Below are 20,812 nucleotides of genomic sequence, written 5' to 3'. Positions count from 1 at the left end.
ACAAGTATCATACAAGAGGTCGAGAGCCATTTATTTCTAGAGTCGGATCTGTCCGTAGAGGCTATAACCAAAGCAGTTGAGTCTATGAGCCGTTACCAACTAGACTATGCGGATATTTTCGTACAGGAAGTGGTGATGGAATATTGGCAGCTAGAGGATGGTCTGGTCAAAGACGCCAGCTTTAACTTAAATAAAGGCTTAGGTATCCGTAGCATTGATGGCGAGAAAACGGGCTTTGCTTATGCCAACCAATTTGAAAAAACTGCCTTGAATAATGCCTTAACAGCGGCAACGAGTATTAGCCGTGCAGGTCAGTCTAAAACGGTCAGTTTTAACCAGACCAACGAACAACGCAGGCTTTACACTGCTAGTAAAACGTTAGGTAAAGTAGAGCAGTCTCATAAAATTGCACTGCTAAGGCAGTTGGATGCCACAGCACGTCAGTTAGACGAAAAAGTGAAGCAAGTGATCGTCAGTTTATCTGCTGCGGATGAGCATATGCTGGTTGCTGGTATCGATGGTACCTTGGCTGCTGATATTCGACCTATGATTCGGTTGAATGTGACTGTGGTCGCGGAGCATGATGGGCGTAGAGAGCGAGGCAGCTCAGGCATGGGTGGGCGCTACGATTGGTATCACTTAATGAGCTTGGATTTGGAAGCATTGGCCAAAAAAGCCGTTGAACAAGCCGTAATCAATCTCGATGCTGTTGAGGCTCCGGCCGGAACGATGGAGGTTGTTTTAGGTAATGGCTGGCCAGGAGTATTGCTACATGAAGCGGTTGGTCATGGTCTAGAAGGTGATTTTAATCGTAAAGGCTCTTCAGCTTACGCTGGCCGTATCGGTCAGAAGGTTGCATCCGAGTTATGTACGGTGATAGACGATGGCACACTGGACAAGCAAAGAGGTTCTCTAAATGTCGATGATGAAGGAACGCCCAGCCAATCAAACGTGTTGATTGAAAACGGGGTTCTAAAAGGGTATATGCAGGATAAACATAATGCTCGGCTGATGGGCCAAGCACCTACAGGTAATGGTCGTCGAGAGTCTTATGCCCACTTACCGATGCCACGAATGACCAATACGCTGATGCTAGGTGGTCAGTCTGACCCTGAAGACATTATTCGTAGTGTCAAAAAAGGAATTTATGCGCCGAATTTTGCCGGTGGTCAGGTAGACATTACATCGGGTAATTTTGTGTTCAGTGCGAGCGAAGCTTATTTAATTGAAGATGGTAAGTTAACGGCTCCGATAAAAGGAGCAACTTTGGCTGGAAACGGTCCAGAAGTTTTAAAGTACGCGAGTATGGTGGGTAATGACAGCCAACTGGACCCAGGCATTGGCGTTTGCGGCAAAGATGGGCAAAGTGTTCCTGTCTGTGTCGGCCAGCCGACGTTGAAGGTGGATAAGTTAACGGTCGGCGGGACTATGTCTTCTTAGAGCAATGTCTGTTTAGGACCATGGCTTTTTAGAGTCATGGCTGTTTAAAGTCATGGCTGGCTAGGCTAATTGTGATTGTCGTGAAACTCGGCGTTATCACGTAAATAACGGTAAAGCTCACGTTGGTATTTAGGCGGTTTGTTGAGTTGTTGTTCTTTTGAAGCATTACGCACTAGTTGGCGCAGCTGTTGGCGATCGAGGTTTGAAGTGATTTGTAAGAGTTCAAATGTTGCTGCATCGCCTTCTGCCAACAATCGGTTTCGCCAGTGTTCACATAGCTTTTCGCGCTGAACTTCTAAAGTGTGTTGCTGGTTATCGAGTATTAGTTGTTGCTCAATGGCTTCGACATCTTCGTTGCGCAATAATTTGCCGATGTACTTAATATGGCGCTTTAAACCAGTATGATGATTGATCTTTGAGACTTCATTGAGCGCATGTTTCAGGGTGTTGGATATAGGTAAATCAAGCCAATGTTGTTTTGACAGTTTACTTAAACGTTCTCCTAAAGCTGTAAGCTCAAGGAGCTCCTTTTTGACTTGCGACTTGGACTTATCGTGTTCAAGGTCGCTGTTGTCATCAAAGTGTTCAGTCATGAAGGTATTTAGTTTCTGGTTTGGCTTAATGATAACGCTTTCCAGCAACAAGTGGTAGTTTGAGTAAGAGCTTGAGCAATAATTTAACTGAAGTAATTAATATAAAAAGTAACGAATAACAGAATGGTGAATCGATTGGCACAAGGTAACAACAAGCAGTTAACGTTAGTTGAGATCGCAGAACAGCAGAAGCAAACCTCTGGGACGATGCAGAGTATTGCTGATGCCGTTATTAGTCAGGCAAAAAAACTTGGCGCAGATGACGCAGAAGTATGGAGTTACAACACCATCGGTAATAGTGTCGAAGTCCGTAATGGTGAACTCGAAACGCTTGAATATAACCAAGACAGCCACTTAGGTATAAACGTCTATTTTGAGCAACGCAAAGGCACGGTATCTATCAATGATTTAACCGAGGCGGCTGCCCTTCAGGGCTTAGAAGCAGCTTGTAATATCGCTAAATTTACCGAGCCAGATCCTTATGCTGGTTTAGTGGAAGCCAGTCGAATGGCTTCAGAGTTTAAAGACTTGTCTCTAGATCATCCGTTTGCTTTGAGTATTGATGATATGCTCGAAGCTGCCAAGCTTGCTGAGTCTTCTGCTTTGGACAACACACACATTAAGCAGTCAGAAGGGGCTAACTGTTATAGTCACCGTTCCGTGTCCTGCTATGCTAACAGCCATGATTTTTGTGGTTTTAATAAAACCACGCGATACAGCTTGTCGAATGTGCTGATTGGGCAAACCGACAAAGGAATGCTGCGAGATGGTTACTATACGTTAGGCCGCGAGTATGCAGACTTACTGGCACCGAACTTGGTTGGAGCAGAAGCCGCAAATCGAATTCAAAGCAAGCTGATCCAAGGCACCTGCAGTTCCGGTAAGTTTCCTGTGATATTCAATCCTGAAGTTGCACGGGGGTTATGGACTCATTTGTTTGGTGCGCTCAAAGGTGGGGCTTTATACCAAAGATCTTCGTTCATGCTTGATAAGCTAGGCGAAACCATTTTACCTAAGGAAATCACGATTATAGAAGATCCTTTTATCTTAAAAGGGTTGGGTAGCTCTAATTATGATAGTGATGGCGTAGCCACAGCAAAACGAACGATAGTGGAGCAGGGGCAGCTCGAAGGTTATTTCCTGAGTGGTTATTCTGCAAGACGACTCGGAATGGAAACGACGGGTAATGCTGGTGGTATTCATAATATTCTGATTGATTCACCAAAGCAGTCATTGCAATCTATGATGAAAGACTTGGGAACCGGACTATTGGTCACGGAAGTCATGGGGCAAGGGGTTAATATCGTCACCGGTAATTATTCGCGGGGTGCCAGTGGTTTCTGGTTTGAGAATGGCCAAATAAAGCACTATGTTCAAGAAATCACGATCGCTGGTAATTTAGAAGATATGTTCCAATCTATCGTGGCACTTGGCGATGATGTCGATAGCCGCTCGAGCATTCTTACGGGTTCGGTTGCCATTAGGAGTATGACTATCGCTGCTTGATGCAGGGGTTGGATTGTTAGGCGAAAAAGTAAGTCGCTAGCCCAAGTAGTGCAAAGAAACCCGCAACATCGGTCACAGTCGTTAACACCACACCGCCAGCAATGGCGGGGTCAATATTGAGCTTTTTTAGAATCAGCGGAATACTAGCTCCGCTGAGCACGCCTGTAACAAGATTAAATAGCATAGCACCGCCAATCGTGATGGCGAGGTGCATGTGGTTGATACCTGATTCTTTGTAATATGAGAAGGCATACACTAGGGTTGAAATAATAATGGCCCATAGAATGCCGTTAATGACACTGACGGCTAGTTCTTTCTTTAATAAATAAGACTGGTTACCGTCACTAATATGGCCCAGCGACATACCACGAATAACCAGCGTAAGGGTTTGAGTACCCGCGATACCGCCCATACTTGGGACAATCGGCAGTAATACAGCGAGTAGCGTCACTTTGCCTATCGTACTTTCGAAAAGCCCGATAACGAGTGCCGCAAGAATAACGGTTAATAAGTTAATACCCAGCCAGATAGCTCGTTTTCGAGCAGTCACCATGACGGGACCAAAGGTGTCCTCTAATTCATCTAAGCCAGCCATCGACATTAATGAGTGATCCGCTTCTTCGCGGATGACGTCAACCACATCATCAATCGTAATACGGCCTAGTAGGCGGCCTTCTTCATCCAATACCGGTGCGGATACTAAATCATGACGCTCAAAGATTTGTGCCACTTCAGTGTCTTTCATGTCTGCAGGAATCGTGAACATCTCTTCGTCGACAATTTGCGTGATTGACGTGTCAGGGTCACAGGTCAAGATCGCACTGATAGGAACTGAGCCTATAAGCACGTCCCTTGAGTTCACCACGTACAAATGGTCGGTATTAGGTGGCATACTGCCACGAATACGCAAATACCGTAACACGACCTCAACCGATACCCTGGGTCGAATCATGATGGTATCAATATTCATCAAACCGCCTGCAGTGTCTTCTGGATATGTCAGTGCATGCTCGATAAGAGCACGATTCTGTTCATCCAGTAGGCGAAGAACTTGGTTACTGACGTTATTGGATAAATCACCAAGAATATCCACCACGTCATCGGTATCAAGATCGGCTAGCGCGTTGGCCAGCTCTTGTGGCTGCATGTTTTCGATGAAGTTTTGGCGAATTTCATCGTTTAAGTGCTGTAATACATCACCTTCACGCTCTTTATCCAGCAACTGCCAGATGACGTTACGAACTCGCGGGGGAGTCGATTCAAGAAGGTGTGCAATGTCCGCCGAGTGGAGCTCTTCCAATAAGTTGCGGACGGGGATAAGGTGACCACTATCAAGCGCGGAATTAAGAAGCTGTAGCTGTTCTTGACGAGTCTGATTGTTTTGGTTCTCAGCCATAGCTCTTGCCTCGTTAGTGGTTGATTTTATTGCTTATTCTAACGTAGCTGTCGCGTCTTATCCAGCAAGATTTAGGCGTCCAGAGTGTTGTTTAATAAGATTTACAATTTGTTCAGGCGACTATGTTCAACGGAAATATTGGGATAGTGCTGTTTCAGGTAATGCCCTAAAGTCTCGACCATGTAAACGGAACGGTGGCGACCACCAGTACAGCCAATCGCACAAGTGAAATAGCTGCGGTCTTGTTTACTGAACTCAGGAATCCAAGTGGTCAGGAAGACCTTAAGCTGCCAAGTGTATTCCATCACAAGGGAGCTGGAGGATAAGTAATCAGCAATTTCTTGGTCTTTTCCTGTAAAGTCTCGTAGCTCTTCAACCCAATAGGGATTAGGCAGGCAACGTACATCAAACACAAAGTCAGCATCTTTAGGTGCGCCATGCTTAAAGCCGAATGATACCAGCCTGATGTCCATTTGTGGGGCTTTGTTAGAGCTGACGCGCTCTCGAACACGCTCCCGTAGTTCGTGTGGAGTGAGCTCGGATGTATTGACCACTAAGTCGGCGAGAGCCCTAACTGGCGCGAGCAATTGATTCTCTTCATTGATTGCATCACGAAGCGAGTAACCTTGCTTAGTCAGGGGGTGACGACGGCGAGTTTCGCTGAACCGTTTCAGTAAGACATTTTCATCGGCATCAATAAACAGAATACGGGCGTGTGGCGCGGCAGCTTTGATTTGCTCCATTTCATCGGAGAACTTTTCAAGATCCGATGGGTTGCGAGCATCTACGCTGATGGCGATGAGTTCATTCTTCAAAATGTGATCATTGATCACGTTGAGCGTTAAACTCAGCGGTAAATTGTCAATGCAATAATAGCCAGCATCTTCTAATGCTTTAAGAACAACGGACTTGCCTGACCCCGAGCGTCCGCTGACGATAACCAGTTTCACGAAGCTTCTTCCTTAGTGCTATATTCTTTAATGGCATGTTCAATAATATCAAATAATGCTTCATTGTTGTGAGCATTTCGGATCTGAGCACATAATGTTTTGTTATCAAATATCGCTTTAATAAGTTCAATGCCGTGCAAATCTCTGAAGTCTAGTTCTTTTGGAATTAACAAAGCGAATATAATATCCACGTTTTCTCTATCAGAAGCAAAGAAGTCCACCGAATTTTCTAACGTTGCCAAAATAGCGACAGGCTGCTCACAAGCTTCTAGTCGTCCATGTGGCAAAGCAATACCATGACCAATGGCAGTACTACCAAGTTGTTCACGTTCAGTGAAGGCTTGCAGTATTTCAAAAGAATCGAGAGCTTCGTTATCCTTGCTGAAATGGTTGGCTACGGCTTGTAAGGCTTTCTTCCTGCTGGTGGCTTGCAGCCCGAGCTGACATCGCTCGGGCGCAATCGTGTCTAATATGTGCATTATGTATTTAGTGACGTGTCATCTTTTCCTTATGTTTTATCACTTGTCGGTCTAATTTATCAATCAATAAATCAATCGCAGCATACATATCTTCTGATTCACTGTTGGCGAAAATCTCGCCGCCATTGACGTGGACGGTCGCTTCGGCAATTTGACGAATTTTCTCAACACTTAAGATAACGTAAACATTATTGATGTGATCAAAGTGTCGTTCTAGTTTTGAGAATTTTTCGTCGACAAATTCTTTTAGTGGTTCTGTAATTTCTAAGTGACGCCCTGTTAGATTGATTTGCATAATTAACTTTCCTTCTATCATTGATTTAATGGAAATTTCTGTAATCGTTTTGAAACTGATTACGGTATCTAAGGTGGGAAGGTTCCACACGTAGACGGTAAGGTTGGTAACAATAAATGAGAAGTATTAAATTGACGTGTTTTGATAGTTCACCTCCTGTTATGTGTTGGAGACAACTGTTGAAGAAAGTATGCAGGGTAAAACGGTTTGCTTGATTCGTTGCTTGTAAAGTGATTGGCTTAAACACATTCTTTGGTTGTGATTTGAACCAAATAAGAAGGGATGTGAATTGTAGGCGATGAGTTGTTGCCACGTAAGCCAATCGTTTCCTTTTTATTACCCTTTAACTACAAGTTACCTTGAGATTCGTTATCTTGCAAGGCTTACTTATTAATCTGGGGATTGGCAAATATTTTTCAATAGCTTGGGAGGGTTTCTGTCTGAAATTTATACGAGTACGAACTCCAGACTATAGATTATCGCTACATCTTAAAGTGTTCACCGAGGTATCGCTGTCTAACGACTGGGTTTTCTAAAATAGTATCGGTATCGCCGTCTGCAATGATGTTGCCGCTATCCACAATGTAAGCTCGTTCACAAACATCCAAGGTTTCGCGCACGTTGTGATCCGTGATTAGTACACCTAAGCCACGTTCTTTGAGCTGCATGATGATGCTTTTGATTTCAATTACCGATATGGGGTCGACGCCGGCAAAAGGTTCATCAAGGAGAATAAATTTAGGGTCATTTGCTAACGCTCTAGCGATTTCAACGCGACGGCGCTCACCGCCTGATAAGCTCATACCGAGACTCAGGCGAATGTGTTCGATATGGAATTCTGCCAGTAATTCATCGAGCTTTTCTTCGCGCTGCTGCTCGTTTAAGTCTTTTCGAAGTTGAAGGATCGACATGATGTTATCTTGCACCGAAAGCTTGCGAAAAATAGAGGCTTCTTGTGGTAGATAACCAATACCTTTCTTAGCACGAGCGTGCATAGCTGCCCCAGTAATGTCTTCATCTGCCAGAAAAATTTGTCCAGCATCGGAAGGAACCAAGCCAACAATCATATAGAAGGAGGTCGTTTTCCCAGCACCATTTGGCCCTAATAAGCCAACGATTGAGCCTTGATCAACTTCTAGCGAAACGCTTTCTACGACTTTCCTTGTTTTGTAACTTTTAGCTAAATTTTGTGCGCGTAATGCCGTCATATTATTGGTTGTCCCTTTCTTTGGCTACAGTGTCGGCCTCTTCTAGGTTTGAGGCATCTTCTAGCTCGCTGGACTCATTTGACTGGTCTTCAGAGCTTTCCTCTAAAGCCTTTTCTGTTTCAGTCTTTTCTTTTTGCGGCTCGTCCTGCCAGTAGAACTCTGTGACTACCTGCTGTGAGCCATCAGAGCTTTGGTCTGCTGAAATACGTTTTGTTTGACCGTCATAGGTCAGTAAAGCGGCTGATGTATTTGAAGAGCCCTGACTTAAGTTCACCGAGCCAACCAACTGAGTTTTTCGGTCTTTGCCATTTGAGCGCAATGTGTCGGCGACAGCAGTGATATCACCCTGATTCGGTTGCTTTAGGATGAACTTTGTAGGGTTTCCGGTAAGAACAAAACTAAAACCGTTTGTAATTCTCTGGTTAGCTCGTAATTTATTGCCGAGGAGCGTCAGCACGTCTTGCTCTGAGGTTTGCACAATGGTGATGTCACCATCAGCAGCTAATTCCCCCGTTTTTTGCTCATAACTGATACTTGGCGCTTCGATATCCGTAGTTTCACCAAACTCATCAACATAATGGATATTCACTGGTGAACCTTCCGCCGTTATGGTGCCAGCGTCTTCACCTGTCTTAATCAACTTGTCGGCCCGAATAACCATTTGCCCATGCTCGTAAACAACGTTGTTTTCATAAACAACGGTTGGAGTGTCCTTCGATGCATCGAGATAAGAATTGTCGGCTTTAAGTCGAGATTTCTCAAATTGTGCAGCTTGAGCTGGTTGCCCTAGCAGCAGGGCAGTAAAACATAATGTTAAGATATTCAATGATTTCATAGTTCTTCTGAAACAACCTGAGATTTAAATTCTATCGTATTCGATTTCAAGTCAGCGCTCATCCCTTTTGCTGTTTGACGGAAAATCGAGTTATTTAATTCAACTTCTGAATCGGTAAAAGCGGTTTGAGTGGTGAAGTCGACTCTGAGCTCAGGCATTGAAAGGGTCATTGGTGGGCTCGACTCTTTCGAATTTAAAGTGATCGTAACGTTACCTGACAAGTCTAGCTGTTCACTGAGTTCGTTACTTACGGCCTGATTTGCTGATACCTTCCAATTCTGCTCGGGCGACATCATGCTGAACTTGGGTTGTTCAAGCCTTGTTTGCATAATGTCCTTAAAGTGTGAGGTTTTCTCACTAGTAAACTTTCGAGTTCTTAGTCCTTCGGGATTAAACTCAAGGGTTGTGGTATTTACAAGGTAGTAGTCGGGATCGTTATCTGCTGCAACGAAGTCAGGTTTCTGTTCTACCGAGCTGTCCCACAAAAAAGCGACCATAAACGCGGCTGGTACCAGCAACCATAGAATGTGACGGCCTTTTAGAAATTTCACTAACAGTACTCCTGATGAAGCTTTTCAAGTTGACCCTTACTTTCGAGAATAAGGTCTGTGACTTCTCGAACGGCACCAAACCCACCCTGGTTGCTAGTGACCCAGTCAGCTTTTTGACGTACAAACCAATGTCCATCTGCTACTGTAACACCAAGGCCTGAACGCCGCATTAACGGCAAGTCGGGCAAGTCGTCACCCACGTGACATACTTGGCTTGGTTCAAGGGAAAGTTTGTCACAGAGCTCTTCGTAAGCGGCTACTTTGTCGGATTGACCTTGGTAACAGTGTTTAATGCCCAGCTCACGACAGCGTTTCTCGACAATCTCGGAGCGACGGCCTGTGATGATGGCTACGTCGACTTTATTATTCATCAGGCTCTTTAAACCCAAACCATCTTTAATGTTAAAGGTTTTAAGTTCTTCGCCTTGGTTACCGATAATCACTTGGCCATTGCTAAGGACGCCGTCAACGTCACAAATTAAAAGTTTAATTTCTCGCGCTTTGCGTAGCAGTTCTTGTGAATAAGTGGGTTTGTCCATTAAACAACTCCTGCTTTAAGAAGGTCGTGCATATGAACCGCGCCAATGGGTTTATTGTCACCATCAACCACAATAAGGCAGGTAATGCTGTTTTGTTCCATCAAACCAACAGCGTCTACTGCTAGCGCATCAGCAGCAATGGTTTTACCGCCAGTGGTCATGACCTGCTCGATTGCGGTGTCGACGCTAATTCCTTTCTCGAAGGCTCGGCGTAAGTCACCATCTGTGAAAATACCCATTAAATGCTTATCGCTGTCTAGGATTGCTGTCATGCCTAGTCGCTTGTCGGTAATTTCCAATAAAGCGTCTTTGATTGAAGTCTGTGGCGAGACAGCTGGAAAATTTTCAGCTGTGTGCATTAAGTCATCCACATGCAAGAGTAAACGTTTGCCCAAACTGCCGCCTGGATGGGATAGGGCAAAATCATCGGGCGTAAAACCTTTGGCTTCCAGTAGGCTGACGGCTATGGCATCGCCTAATGCTAATACTGCGGTAGTCGATGCCGTTGGCGCCAAGTTATGAGGACAGGCTTCTTGCTCGACTTTGACCGTGAGGTGCGTTTCGCTGGCTTTAGCTAAGCTTGAATTCGGGTTACTGGTGATGCTGATTAGTGGAATGTCACGGCGTTTAATCACAGGGATTAATGCTGTTACTTCATGGGTTTCACCAGAATTAGAGAGGGCAATTACCACATCACGCTCCTCAATCATGCCTAAGTCGCCATGACTCGCCTCAGCTGGGTGTACAAAAAAAGCGGGAGTGCCTGTGCTGGCAAGTGTGGCAGCCATTTTGCCCCCAATATGGCCTGATTTACCCATGCCAATAACGACGACTTTGCCCTTGCAGTCGAGCAAACGTTGGCAAGCTGCAACAAAATCATCATTGAGCTGTTGAGCTAACGCTGATACAGCTTGGCTCTCGATACTGATCACGCGTGCGGCACTGTCTAATAGTTGTGCTTTAGTCGGTTTCTGACTCAAACTTTGCTCCCTAACTCTTTGGGTTGTATGGTTTTTTCGGGGTGTCTATAGCACGAAGAACCGAACTATATAATACCCTAGGAAGACAGCAACTAAAATAGTCCCTTCAATACGGTTGATTTTGCCTGGTCCACGGAAGCCATAAGCCATGACTGCCATAGCAATAATTAACCCTAGCATCAGAGGATAGTCAATATTCAGAATATTCTTCTCAATCGTCGGCGCCGCAATCGCTGCAGGGATGCCCAGTACACCAAGAAGATTAAAGATGTTCGAGCCAATGACGTTACCAATGGCGATTTCATGTTCATTTTTCAGAACGCTGGCTACCGATGCTCCAAGTTCTGGCAAGCTGGTGCCAAGGGCAACAATGGTTAAACCGATCACTGTTTCTGAGACACCGAAGGCTAGGGCGATACCGCTGGCGCCTTCGATTAATAATTTTGAGCTTCCGACAAGAAGCACTAGGCCAACAATAACCCAAAACGTCGCTTTACCCGTGGGCATGCCTTCGGGTAGCTCTTCAATCATTTCATCGACCATCGGATCGTGATTTTTTCGTGACTGTATGCCAACACGAACCAACCAGATAAAGTATAAAACCAGTCCTGTTAGGAGGATAAAGCCTTCAGTGTGGCTTAATTTATAATCCCAGAAAAACACAAAAGCGGCGGCTGAACTTAAAAATAGGATGGGTATTTCACGCTTTAGCAACCCTGAGTGGATCATCAGAGGGCGAACCAGAGCTGTAATACCAAGCACTAATGCGATATTGGTGATATTAGAGCCAAGGGCATTACCGATAGCTACTTCGGGGCCACAGTCAGGTTTGTCGGGAGCACAAGTTTTGAGTGAGTCGAGGATTGAGACGAAAATCTCAGGGGCGGAGGACCCGATAGCCACAATAGTCAAACCCACGATGAGACGTGATACGCCCAAGTTGCGTGCAATAGCAGCCGCACCGTCTGTGAAGCGATCCGCGCTCCACATTAAAAGAGTAATACCGATAACGATATACGCAATATGTTCTAACATGAGGACCTTAATGGACTGTTCTGGTGACTATTATAGGCTCAGTAAGCGATTGAATTACAGCAACAAAGTGTAACTAAGATTTGCCGTGTGGAGCCCTGAAACCCTAATTGAGCGGGCCATTGTACTAGGTCGCTGTGAGCTTGTCATTAAGAGCTCGCTGAACTCTCCGTGTAGGATTTCTGTGTGGAATGTGGACTAGAATAGGTGTTTATTGAGCAGTTTTGCGGTAAAATCGCGCCACTTTGCAGTCACATTTGATAGCTCCGTGGCCTTTTTCGGGCTTTAATTCGTCAATATCAGACGTCATACTGTGGGCTAATCAGTCATTTATCAGCAATATAAAGAATTTCCTAATGATAGAAGAGATTAAAAAACTAATTGAGCAAGAGATTAATACGACCGAACTTCGCGTTGATGGCGATGGCAGTCATTACCAAGTGATCGTGGTGAGTGAACAGTTTGACGGTTTACGTCCTGTAAAAAAACAACAGATGGTTTACGCAGCTGTGAATGAACACATCGCCAGCGGTGAGATTCATGCCTTGACGATTAAGGCTTACACTCCTGCTGAGTGGGAAAAAGCGAAGTTATTTGTATAACAATGGTTTAAGTTAGCGAACGTATTAAGGCTTACTGATGGATAAATTATTAATCAAAGACGCTGGTCCACTGGACGGTTCAGTAAAAATTTCAGGCGCGAAGAATGCTGCGCTTCCGATCTTAATGGGCAGCTTATTGGTTGATGGTGTGACTTCCATCGGCAACTTACCACACTTAAATGATGTCACCACAACCTTAGAGTTATTGGGACGTTTAGGCGCTCAGTTAACGATTGATGATAAATTTAACGTTGAAATTGACGCCTCGGATATCCACAGCCATGAAGCGCCGTATGATTTGGTGAAAACCATGCGTGCTTCGATTTTGGTATTGGGTCCTTTGGTTGCTCGTTATGGCCAAGCTGAAGTGTCGTTACCGGGCGGTTGTGCAATTGGCGCGCGTCCCGTAAACCTTCACATCGATGGTATGCGCGAGATGGGTGCTGAGATCGAAGTGGAGGGTGGTTACGTTAAAGCTAAGGTTAACGGCCGCTTGAAAGGCGCTAAGATCGTGATGGATACAGTGAGCGTTGGTGCTACTGAAAATCTGATCATGGCAGCGACATTGGCCGACGGTACGACCATCATTGAAAATGCAGCGCGGGAGCCTGAGGTGGTGGATTTAGTGAACTTCTTGAATAAGATGGGCGCTAAAATTACCGGTGAGGGCACTTCCGTTATTACGGTTGAAGGTGTTGAGCGTTTGCACGGAGGTGAGCACAATGTTCAGCCTGATCGTATTGAAACAGGGACTTACCTCGTTGCCGCAGCAGTGACACGCGGGCGTATTTTGTGTAAAAACACGGATCCGATGTTGTTAGATGCGGTCTTAAAAAAGCTCGAAGAGTGTGGTGCTGAAATCAATATCGGTGACGACTGGATTGAACTTGATATGAAGGGTAAGCGTCCAAAAGCGGTCAACATTAAAACGGCACCGTATCCAGCGTTCCCAACGGATATGCAAGCACAGTTTTGTGCCCTTAACGCTGTAGCCGAAGGAACTGGAACAATTACAGAAACCATTTTTGAGAACCGCTTCATGCATGTGCTAGAAATGCAGCGAATGGGCGCCGATATTGCCATCGAAGGTAATACAGCGATTTGTCGTGGTGTAGAAAAACTGTCGGGAGCACAGGTGATGGCGACTGACCTTCGGGCTTCTGCGAGCCTCGTATTATCAGGTTTGGTAGCTGGCGGAGAGACTCTAGTTGATCGTATTTATCACATTGATCGTGGTTACGAAACGATAGAAGAAAAGTTACAAAATATTGGTGCTTCCATTAAGCGAGTTGGTTAAATGCTTTAGAAGTCATTTTAAAAAAGGCGCCCGTTGGCGCCTTTTTTAGTGAGTTGTTTCAATTATCCTCTTTGCCCAAGCACGATATCTTGGTTGTACTTTTTCCCGGCCCGCATGTATTCGACATTGACGGTGCTTTGTGGAGGGAGGTTCCAGATGGCGGAAATCAAGTCAATACTGTTGTAGATTGGTTTGCCATTGACTTTAGTGATGATATCTAAAGGTTGCAATTGAGCCTGGTCGGCTGGGCCTTGTGGGTTAATGCCAGTTACAACAATACCTTTGCCGTAAGGTAGTTGGTTTATTCGTTGTTGTAAGCGTTGCTTTTGCTCTGGGTTAAGACTCAACTCCATGCTGATTGAATCGAGGTTAATCGTCATATCCCCATCAAGCCCAAGCCAGCCACGACGAACTTCACCGTGCTCTTTGAGCTGCTCGACAACATGAGCAACGTTGTTGGCGACGATGGCATAGCTTTGGTAGTGCTTTTCACCTTGCTCATTTTGGGTGCTAAGTGATGTGATACCAATCAATTCGCCCTGAGCATTGACAAGCGCGCCGCCGGAGTTACCAGGCTTTAGCGCAGCGTCAGTCTGAATATAGTGGCTAACGCGGGAAAAGAACTTTGAGCTGATAATACCTTGAGTGACGGTTTGGTTGAACGCCATATTTGGTGTTCCTATCGCAAAGACCCAGTCACCAACACGACTTTGATCAGTTTCTGGTAGCGATAGAAAGTGGCTGGGCTCTGCATCAACTTTCAGTAGGGCAATGTCGGATTCAACATCAACACCTATGACCTGAGCCTTGAGTTGCTGTCCTGATGTCAGTTCAACTACGATAGTCGACGCTTTATCCAAAACATGGGCATTGGTGACAAGGTAGCCTTTATCATCAATAAAAACACCTGAGCCGTTGTTTAAGAATGCACAGGCGTTTGTTTCTGGTGGAAGTGCTTGCAGGCGTGAGCTACAAGCTTCGCTGTTTAAAGGAAACGCCTGAGAGCGAGCTTTGATTCCAACCACCGCCGGTGTCACTGATTCCAGCATATCAGCAAAGCCTTGTTGCGGTTTGTTGTTCTCAATTATGGGTTGAGTTGTCTGAGAGGTGTGTGGCTTTTCATCTTTCTGAGACGAAAAGCGTTCGGGCATAAATACGATAAACAATGCTGCAATGCCAAGCCCTATGAGTAAGTACTTGATGATAAAACCTAAAAATTCCAGTAACTTCATTATACGCTCGTGTTGTTATGCTTTAGTGGTCTGAGACTTGCCATCGCTCTCGTCATTATCGTCGCTAGGTGTATCGTTACTCTCTTTGTCATAACCTGGTGCACTAGGTGTTTTGACCTCTTCGTTCGCTAGGTCACTAAACTCTGACTCTTTCACTTTCGAATCGTTCGGGTGGTAATCGTCATCCATGTCGCCATCAGCCCAATCTTTTGGTGGCGAGACCTCAATATCTAAGTCAGGCTTGTTTTCTTCATCGGCTTGACCGTCTTTTTCGTTGTCTACCTCTGATAGGTCGGCATTAGGTTCATTATCACGAATAAAGCTTTCTTCTTCATGGGACTGGTCTTCTTTTGACGTGTCGATATCTTTACTCAAGTGTTCTTCAGCGTCGATCACTTCAGCCGCATTTGCTTCCGACGGCAAAGCTTCTTGCCCGACTGGGGCTGATAGTTTGACCTTAAACTCACGTTTTGACAGCTTGTTGGCACCAGTCGCTAGGTGTTTATATAGCGTTTTATACTCTTCGGTTAGGTTGGAAAATAGTCGCGCCGTTTCGTCAAAGTGTTCATCAACGCCTGACTTTAATTCATCTAATTCTTTATCTTTGGATTCTAACTCTTTAGTGAGCTCTTTGGTGCCAGTGGATAAGCCATGCCAGCGACCAATGAAGAAAGCTGCTACGGCAGCGATTAAAATAAGAATGATACTAACAACTGGTGACATTCAGATATCCTTTTGTCGGTGTTACATTCAGAACAGAGTTCATCGTCAGTGAGCCCTACAAAATTGCGGACTTCAGTGCTTTACGCTTATGATACACAAATTATAAGGCAAAGTTCGAGAAGAATAATGACACACAATACGCGTTTTTTAATGATTCTTGGGGTACTTTTTGGCATCGTCTTTACGATTTGTGCGATTAACCCTCATGATCGTGCTGACTGGATGTTGGAAAATGTTCTAACGGTGCTGTTCGTTATTGGGCTAGCGGCTACGTACAGAGTTTTTCCGTTATCAAAAATTTCTTATACCTGTATCTTTATTTTTCTCTGTTTACACGAGATCGGTTCACATTACACCTACGCTAAGGTTCCCTACAATGATTGGACGTTAGCGGTGTTTGGCTCAGAGCTTAACAGTTGGTTTGGCTGGGAGCGTAATCATTTCGATCGCTTAGTACATTTTTTATACGGTTTACTTTTTGCTTACCCAATTAGGGAAGTTTTCGTTCGTGTAGGCAACGTCAAAGGTTTTTGGGGGTACTTCTTACCGCTAGATTTGACCATGTCGACGTCGATGATCTTTGAGTTAATCGAATGGGGTGCCGCAGAATATTTTGGGGGAGACCTGGGGATTGCTTACCTTGGAACACAAGGGGATGTTTGGGATGCTCATAAGGACATGGCACTAGCCAGTATCGGCGCGTTGATCACGATGTTGATCGTGGCTGGCATTAATTTCAAGTGGCAACGCGACTTTGCCAAGGAGTGGAGTGACTCTTTTAGTGTAAAAGATAAACGGCCACTGGGAGAACACGATAAAATATAGATAACCATCTGTTTACTAAGGATTTATACCGTTAGTCGATGAACCAGTGTGAGTTATTTCACGAAAAAGCTAAATTCTATTAAAAAGTGTAAAAGATGGCTTTTTTAAGCTTCAATCGCTAGATGATAAGGAGATCTTGAGATAGCCTGAAAGTCCACTTTGAGAAAAACAGCAGGTGTTGATTATGAAAACACAATTAGCAATTGCAACAATTATCGCGATGTCTTTATCCGCTGGTGCTTCAGCAGTCGGCGTGAAAAGTCAGGTTGAAGTAGAGAAAAAACTGGAAGTACAGGAATCGACTGAAAAAGCTATGGAAAAAGCACAGGAAGAGCGTGAAGCGGCTCGTGAGCGTGCTGAAGAAGCGAAAGAGCGCGCAGAGCGAGCGAAGGAACGTGCGGCAGAAGCTAAAGCTGAGGCTAAGGCTAAAGCTAAATCAGAGAGTAAGGCTGAAGTTTCAGAGGAAGAAAAGGATGCCCGAATTAAAGCAGATACTGAGGCTGAAGCGGAAGCAAGTTTCGAAGACGAGAAATAAGACTGCTTAGCCAGTCACGATCATGGTGCTCTTGAAAAACAGAGCAAGGAGTCCTTCGGGGCTCCTTTTTTGTGTGCATAGAGGTCACTGGGCATACATGCTCCAACATACCAAAATCGAGTGCTTATTGAAGCAGGTTCCATGACTCCTGAAAACATGCGAAAATAATTCTATAAGTCCCTATTCCTTTTATCATTTTGAGCAAAGATAACTTTTTAATTGACGGCCCTGCCGGTGATATCGAAGCCACATTGGATGCGCCAGAAGGTACTGAATTAAACGCTGTGGCAATTTGTTGTCACCCTCATCCCGTTCATGGCGGTGCCATGACCAATAAAGTGATCTATACCGTATCTCGAACAATTGCTGGTTTAGGCATCCCATCCATTCGCTTCAACTTCCGCGGTGTTGGTCGTTCTGAAGGGGAGTATGACGAAGGGCGAGGTGAGCAGGGTGACCTAATTGCTGTAATACAGTGGGCTAAAGCTGAGTATCCTGGTCGCCCCTTGTGGTTAGCGGGCTTTAGTTTTGGTTCCTGGATTGCTGCGCTTCAAGCGAAAAAGCAAGGAGCCGAGCAACTGGTGTCTATTGCTCCTCCTGTGAACCGCTTTAGTTTTGATGACTTTGAAATTCCTGACTGCCCGTGGTTAGTGGTGATGGGTGATGCCGATGAGGTGGTTGATCCTCAGGCTGTATTTGATTGGGTTGATGAGCTGAAGCCTCAACCTGAGATGGTCAAGATGGAAGGTGCCGGGCATTTTTTCCATGGCCGGCTGGTCGAGTTACGTGAACATTTAGAGTCTTCACTAAAGCCACTCCTGCCACAAGAGCGATAGCCAATGACGCCCTTAGAGAAGTACCAGCAAGACTTGGCTAGCGGGTTTACCAAAGACCCAGCTCAAGAAGAAGCCGTGAAAGCATTGCAGAAAGTCTATGACGATCTGATGGAGTCGCGTCCTTCGGCTGGCTTTATGCAGAAGCTGACGCGCTGGCTGTCTGGTGATAGTCAGCCGGTAAAAGGTTTGTATATGTGGGGTGGCGTAGGTCGCGGTAAGACCTATTTGATGGATACTTTCTTTAATCTGCTACCCTTGAAAGCCAAAATCAGGCTTCACTTCCACCGCTTTATGCACGAAGTTCATAACGAGCTCAAGTCTTTGGCAGGCGAAAAGAATCCATTAATCAAAATCGCTGATCAGCTGGCTGAAAGAGCTAAGATTATATGCTTTGACGAGTTCTTCGTTACGGACATTACCGATGCCATGATATTGGGCAGTTTGTTCGAGGAGTTATTCAAGCGCCACGTAGTGTTAGTGGCAACCTCAAATATTCCACCTGATCGCCTGTATTGGAATGGTTTGCAGCGCGATAGATTTTTGCCGGCAATTGAGTTAATCAAAGAAAACTGCGAAGTTCTTAATGTGGATGCAGGTATTGATTACCGCATGAGAACCTTGGAGAAGGCGGAAATTTACCACTATCCACTGGATCAAGCGGCCAATGCGAACATGCGTGAATATTTCAAGCAGTTAGCAGCGACCGAAGGGAAGGAGCATTGCAAGTTGAAAGTTGAGGGGCGCTTAATTGATGCGGTCAGGCTTTCAGACAGTGTGGTTTGGTTTACCTTTGATGCGATTTGTCGAACGGAGCGTTCAGCTTCTGACTATATCGAGATCTCACGTGGTTACCATACGGTTTTTGTTGGACAAGTACCGCAGATGGATGACTCGCTGAATGACGCAGTGCGTCGCTTTATTGCTCTAATTGATGAGTTTTACGAACGCCATGTGAAATTAATCATTTCGGCAGAAGTACCGATGGACGAGCTGTATATCGGCAAAGGGCTCGCTTTTGAATTTAAGCGAACCCTAAGTCGTTTGCAGGAAATGCAGAGTAAAGAATATCTTAGCTTGGAGCACTTGGCTTAGACATAGGCATAAAAAAAGCTGGCCTCGGCCAGCTTTTAAGGAATTCTTTAAGGCAGTTTTACTTCGCCATATCCTTTAGCTTTTTAAGAGGACGAACTTTAACCGCTGTAGAAGCAGGCTTTGCTTTAAAGGTGGTTTCTTCCCCAGTGAAAGGGTTGATACCTTTACGTGCTTTAACAGCAGGCTTTTTCACTGTGCTAATTTTTAATAATCCAGGAAGGGTGAATTCGCCTACGGAACGTTTCTTGATATGACGCTCAATAACAATCCCTAGTTCATCAATTACAGCACCTACATCTTTCTTAGTAAGGCCTGTTTGAGCAGCGATTTCATTTAAAATTTGGGTTTTGGTGAACTTCTCTTTGACCGCAGTAATCTTGCGAGCTTTATTATCTGCCATTTTTCCTTTGCCTCTTGGGTTGTTTGACTGTTAAAATACGTACTGTCTTGGCGAGCAATGCAAAATTGACTCTCCCAACGCAGTTTTATTTATAGCGTTAAAAGCCCCGTAAATAAAGTCTTTTTGAAAGGATTTGTTTGAAAATTCGTAAATTTGCCCAAGACGAAACATAAATTTAGTAAATCCTTCGCCTGCCACTTGTAATATAGGGGCGGGTTCTGTATGATTTGCGCTCTTTTTTATGGGCTGGTGACTGACTTATAGCGAGCGTCAGCGGTCTGATAGGTCGTCTATGACGGCTTATTTTTGCGAGTGCAAATGGCTTTTTGGAGCTTAACGAATATGAAAACATTTAGTGCAAAGCCTGAGACTGTAAAACGCGACTGGTATGTCGTTGATGCAGAAGGCAAAACATTAGGTCGCTTGGCGACTGAAGTCGCTCGCCGTTTAAAAGGCAAGCATAAAGCTGAATACACACCTCACGTTGATACTGGCGATTACATCGTTATCATCAATGCTGAGAAAGTTACCGTAACTGGTAAGAAAGCGGACGATAAGATGTACTACCGTCACTCTGGTTACCCTGGTGGTATCAAAGAGACTAACTTCAATAAACTTCAAGCTGAAAAGCCTGAAATGATTATTGAGAAGGCGGTTAAAGGTATGTTGCCTAAGAACCCATTAGGCCGTGAAATGTTCCGCAAATTGAAAGTTTACGCAGGCTCTGAGCATAACCATGCCGCTCAGCAACCTATTGAATTAGATATTTAAGGTAGGAAATCATGGCTGAACAATATTACGGTACAGGTCGTCGTAAAAGCTCAACAGCTCGCGTATTCTTGCGTCCTGGTAGCGGTGCGATCACTGTAAACCAAAAGAGCTTAGACCAATATTTTGGTCGTGAGACGTCACGTATGGTCGTTCGTCAACCACTTGAGTTGACTGAGCTTCTAGAAAAATTCGATGTTTACGTTACTGTTTCTGGTGGCGGTGGTACTGGCCAAGCGGGTGCAATCCGCCACGGTATTACTCGTGCACTTATGGAATATGACGAAGAGCTTCGTACGCCACTACGTCAAGCGGGTTATGTGACTCGTGATGCACGTGCTGTTGAGCGTAAGAAAGTTGGTCTTCACAAAGCACGTAAACGTCCTCAGTTCTCTAAGCGTTAATTTATTACGCAACTTTTTCGAAAGTTCGAGAAAACTGGATTACGAAAACACCTGCCATATGGCGGGTGTTTTTGTTTAGACAGTATTATTTTCAAAGACTTAACTTCAATCCGCTGAAACCTTCTTAAAGTTGACTTCTGGTCTGACCACATTGTAATAACCCCACAATTCCTATAAGATATGCGCCCAGTAACCTGCCACTGACACCGTGTTTCGATTCGAGCGGTTTGGCGCAGTTTATTTATCAATATTGATTTTGTCCCACGTGTTGTTGTAACAGGTGGGTTTTCTTCG

The 20,812-nt window shown here is 44.9% G+C and carries 24 protein-coding genes; 10 read left to right on the top strand and 14 right to left on the bottom strand.

The window, feature by feature from the left end:
* Nucleotides 1-9 precede the first annotated feature (9 nt).
* Nucleotides 10-1,440, top strand: a complete 1,431-nt coding sequence (gene tldD, locus KFK88_RS08215) for a metalloprotease TldD (protein ID WP_345252448.1) — start codon at nucleotides 10-12, stop codon at nucleotides 1,438-1,440.
* Nucleotides 1,441-1,505: 65 nt separating this feature from the next.
* On the opposite strand, the gene yjgA is transcribed toward tldD, so the two are convergent.
* A complete protein-coding gene (gene yjgA / locus KFK88_RS08210) occupies nucleotides 1,506-2,033 on the bottom strand; it encodes a ribosome biogenesis factor YjgA (RefSeq protein ID WP_223578489.1) in 528 nt (175 codons plus the stop codon).
* A gap of 123 nt (nucleotides 2,034-2,156) precedes the next feature.
* Here yjgA and pmbA point away from each other — a divergent pair, with 123 nt between their 5' ends.
* Nucleotides 2,157-3,539 carry a metalloprotease PmbA gene (gene pmbA, locus KFK88_RS08205; RefSeq protein ID WP_223578487.1) on the top strand — a complete coding sequence of 461 codons (1,383 nt, stop codon included), beginning with the start codon at nucleotides 2,157-2,159 and terminating at the stop codon, nucleotides 3,537-3,539.
* Between the two features lie 16 nt (nucleotides 3,540-3,555).
* Here the strand turns inward: pmbA and mgtE are convergent, their stop codons facing one another.
* From mgtE to KFK88_RS08155, 10 genes are all read right to left on the bottom strand, one after another.
* Entirely contained in the window at nucleotides 3,556-4,935 is a 1,380-nt protein-coding gene (mgtE, locus tag KFK88_RS08200) for a magnesium transporter (RefSeq protein ID WP_223578485.1), read from the bottom strand.
* A gap of 101 nt (nucleotides 4,936-5,036) precedes the next feature.
* Nucleotides 5,037-5,885 (bottom strand): RNase adapter RapZ, encoded by an 849-nt coding sequence (rapZ, locus tag KFK88_RS08195; RefSeq protein ID WP_223578483.1) that lies wholly within the window; start codon nucleotides 5,883-5,885, stop codon nucleotides 5,037-5,039.
* The gene (locus KFK88_RS08190; protein ID WP_223578481.1) at nucleotides 5,882-6,364 is read right to left on the bottom strand and encodes a PTS sugar transporter subunit IIA; all 483 of its coding nucleotides are present in this window, start codon (nucleotides 6,362-6,364) and stop codon (nucleotides 5,882-5,884) included. Before KFK88_RS08190 ends, rapZ begins: the two co-directional genes overlap by 4 nt.
* A gap of 7 nt (nucleotides 6,365-6,371) precedes the next feature.
* Nucleotides 6,372-6,659: a ribosome hibernation promoting factor gene (gene hpf, locus KFK88_RS08185; protein WP_223578479.1), complete on the bottom strand. Its 288-nt coding sequence runs from the start codon at nucleotides 6,657-6,659 to the stop codon at nucleotides 6,372-6,374.
* 482 nt (nucleotides 6,660-7,141) lie between these two features.
* On the bottom strand, nucleotides 7,142-7,867 hold the full coding sequence (gene lptB, locus KFK88_RS08180) for an LPS export ABC transporter ATP-binding protein (RefSeq protein WP_223578477.1): 726 nt from the start codon (nucleotides 7,865-7,867) through the stop codon (nucleotides 7,142-7,144).
* A 1-nt stretch (nucleotide 7,868) separates the two neighbouring features.
* Entirely contained in the window at nucleotides 7,869-8,702 is an 834-nt protein-coding gene (locus tag KFK88_RS08175; protein ID WP_223578475.1) for an LptA/OstA family protein, read from the bottom strand.
* Nucleotides 8,699-9,253: an LPS export ABC transporter periplasmic protein LptC gene (gene lptC / locus KFK88_RS08170; protein WP_223578473.1), complete on the bottom strand. Its 555-nt coding sequence runs from the start codon at nucleotides 9,251-9,253 to the stop codon at nucleotides 8,699-8,701. Before lptC ends, KFK88_RS08175 begins: the two co-directional genes overlap by 4 nt.
* On the bottom strand, nucleotides 9,253-9,792 hold the full coding sequence (gene kdsC / locus KFK88_RS08165; RefSeq protein ID WP_223578471.1) for a 3-deoxy-manno-octulosonate-8-phosphatase KdsC: 540 nt from the start codon (nucleotides 9,790-9,792) through the stop codon (nucleotides 9,253-9,255). Before kdsC ends, lptC begins: the two co-directional genes overlap by 1 nt.
* The gene (locus KFK88_RS08160) at nucleotides 9,792-10,772 is read right to left on the bottom strand and encodes a KpsF/GutQ family sugar-phosphate isomerase (protein ID WP_223578469.1); all 981 of its coding nucleotides are present in this window, start codon (nucleotides 10,770-10,772) and stop codon (nucleotides 9,792-9,794) included. Before KFK88_RS08160 ends, kdsC begins: the two co-directional genes overlap by 1 nt.
* Nucleotides 10,773-10,817: 45 nt before the next feature.
* On the bottom strand, nucleotides 10,818-11,807 hold the full coding sequence (locus KFK88_RS08155) for a calcium/sodium antiporter (RefSeq protein WP_223578467.1): 990 nt from the start codon (nucleotides 11,805-11,807) through the stop codon (nucleotides 10,818-10,820).
* Nucleotides 11,808-12,160: 353 nt separating this feature from the next.
* Here KFK88_RS08155 and KFK88_RS08150 point away from each other — a divergent pair, with 353 nt between their 5' ends.
* Both KFK88_RS08150 and murA read left to right on the top strand, forming a co-directional pair.
* Nucleotides 12,161-12,406, top strand: a complete 246-nt coding sequence (locus tag KFK88_RS08150; protein WP_223578465.1) for a BolA family protein — start codon at nucleotides 12,161-12,163, stop codon at nucleotides 12,404-12,406.
* A 37-nt stretch (nucleotides 12,407-12,443) separates the two neighbouring features.
* The gene (gene murA / locus KFK88_RS08145) at nucleotides 12,444-13,703 is read left to right on the top strand and encodes a UDP-N-acetylglucosamine 1-carboxyvinyltransferase (protein ID WP_223578463.1); all 1,260 of its coding nucleotides are present in this window, start codon (nucleotides 12,444-12,446) and stop codon (nucleotides 13,701-13,703) included.
* A 62-nt stretch (nucleotides 13,704-13,765) separates the two neighbouring features.
* Here the strand turns inward: murA and KFK88_RS08140 are convergent, their stop codons facing one another.
* Both KFK88_RS08140 and KFK88_RS08135 read right to left on the bottom strand, forming a co-directional pair.
* Nucleotides 13,766-14,935, bottom strand: a complete 1,170-nt coding sequence (locus KFK88_RS08140; protein WP_223578461.1) for a S1C family serine protease — start codon at nucleotides 14,933-14,935, stop codon at nucleotides 13,766-13,768.
* 15 nt (nucleotides 14,936-14,950) lie between these two features.
* Complete coding sequence (locus KFK88_RS08135) at nucleotides 14,951-15,658, bottom strand: ZapG family protein (RefSeq protein WP_223578459.1); 708 nt, start codon at nucleotides 15,656-15,658, stop codon at nucleotides 14,951-14,953.
* A gap of 126 nt (nucleotides 15,659-15,784) precedes the next feature.
* Here KFK88_RS08135 and KFK88_RS08130 point away from each other — a divergent pair, with 126 nt between their 5' ends.
* The 4 genes from KFK88_RS08130 to zapE all read left to right on the top strand — a co-directional run bounded on the left by KFK88_RS08130 (nucleotide 15,785) and on the right by zapE (nucleotide 18,946).
* Nucleotides 15,785-16,483: a DUF2238 domain-containing protein gene (locus KFK88_RS08130; RefSeq protein ID WP_223578457.1), complete on the top strand. Its 699-nt coding sequence runs from the start codon at nucleotides 15,785-15,787 to the stop codon at nucleotides 16,481-16,483.
* 184 nt (nucleotides 16,484-16,667) lie between these two features.
* Entirely contained in the window at nucleotides 16,668-17,018 is a 351-nt protein-coding gene (locus KFK88_RS08125; RefSeq protein WP_223578455.1) for a hypothetical protein, read from the top strand.
* Between the two features lie 197 nt (nucleotides 17,019-17,215).
* Nucleotides 17,216-17,854 (top strand): alpha/beta hydrolase, encoded by a 639-nt coding sequence (locus KFK88_RS08120; protein WP_223578454.1) that lies wholly within the window; start codon nucleotides 17,216-17,218, stop codon nucleotides 17,852-17,854.
* A gap of 3 nt (nucleotides 17,855-17,857) precedes the next feature.
* Nucleotides 17,858-18,946: a cell division protein ZapE gene (gene zapE / locus KFK88_RS08115; RefSeq protein ID WP_223578453.1), complete on the top strand. Its 1,089-nt coding sequence runs from the start codon at nucleotides 17,858-17,860 to the stop codon at nucleotides 18,944-18,946.
* Between the two features lie 58 nt (nucleotides 18,947-19,004).
* On the opposite strand, the gene KFK88_RS08110 is transcribed toward zapE, so the two are convergent.
* The gene (locus KFK88_RS08110; RefSeq protein ID WP_223578452.1) at nucleotides 19,005-19,346 is read right to left on the bottom strand and encodes an HU family DNA-binding protein; all 342 of its coding nucleotides are present in this window, start codon (nucleotides 19,344-19,346) and stop codon (nucleotides 19,005-19,007) included.
* A 342-nt stretch (nucleotides 19,347-19,688) separates the two neighbouring features.
* Between KFK88_RS08110 and rplM the strand changes: the two genes are divergently transcribed.
* Both rplM and rpsI read left to right on the top strand, forming a co-directional pair.
* A complete protein-coding gene (rplM, locus tag KFK88_RS08105; RefSeq protein ID WP_223578451.1) occupies nucleotides 19,689-20,117 on the top strand; it encodes a 50S ribosomal protein L13 in 429 nt (142 codons plus the stop codon).
* Between the two features lie 11 nt (nucleotides 20,118-20,128).
* Nucleotides 20,129-20,518 carry a 30S ribosomal protein S9 gene (gene rpsI, locus KFK88_RS08100; protein ID WP_223578450.1) on the top strand — a complete coding sequence of 130 codons (390 nt, stop codon included), beginning with the start codon at nucleotides 20,129-20,131 and terminating at the stop codon, nucleotides 20,516-20,518.
* Nucleotides 20,519-20,812 lie beyond the last annotated feature (294 nt).

Source organism: Kangiella taiwanensis, from assembly GCF_020005165.1.
Taxonomy (GTDB): domain Bacteria; phylum Pseudomonadota; class Gammaproteobacteria; order Enterobacterales; family Kangiellaceae; genus Kangiella; species Kangiella taiwanensis.
The sequence above is the reverse complement of the archived record's forward strand: the minus strand, read 5'-3'. Positions and strand labels throughout refer to the sequence as shown.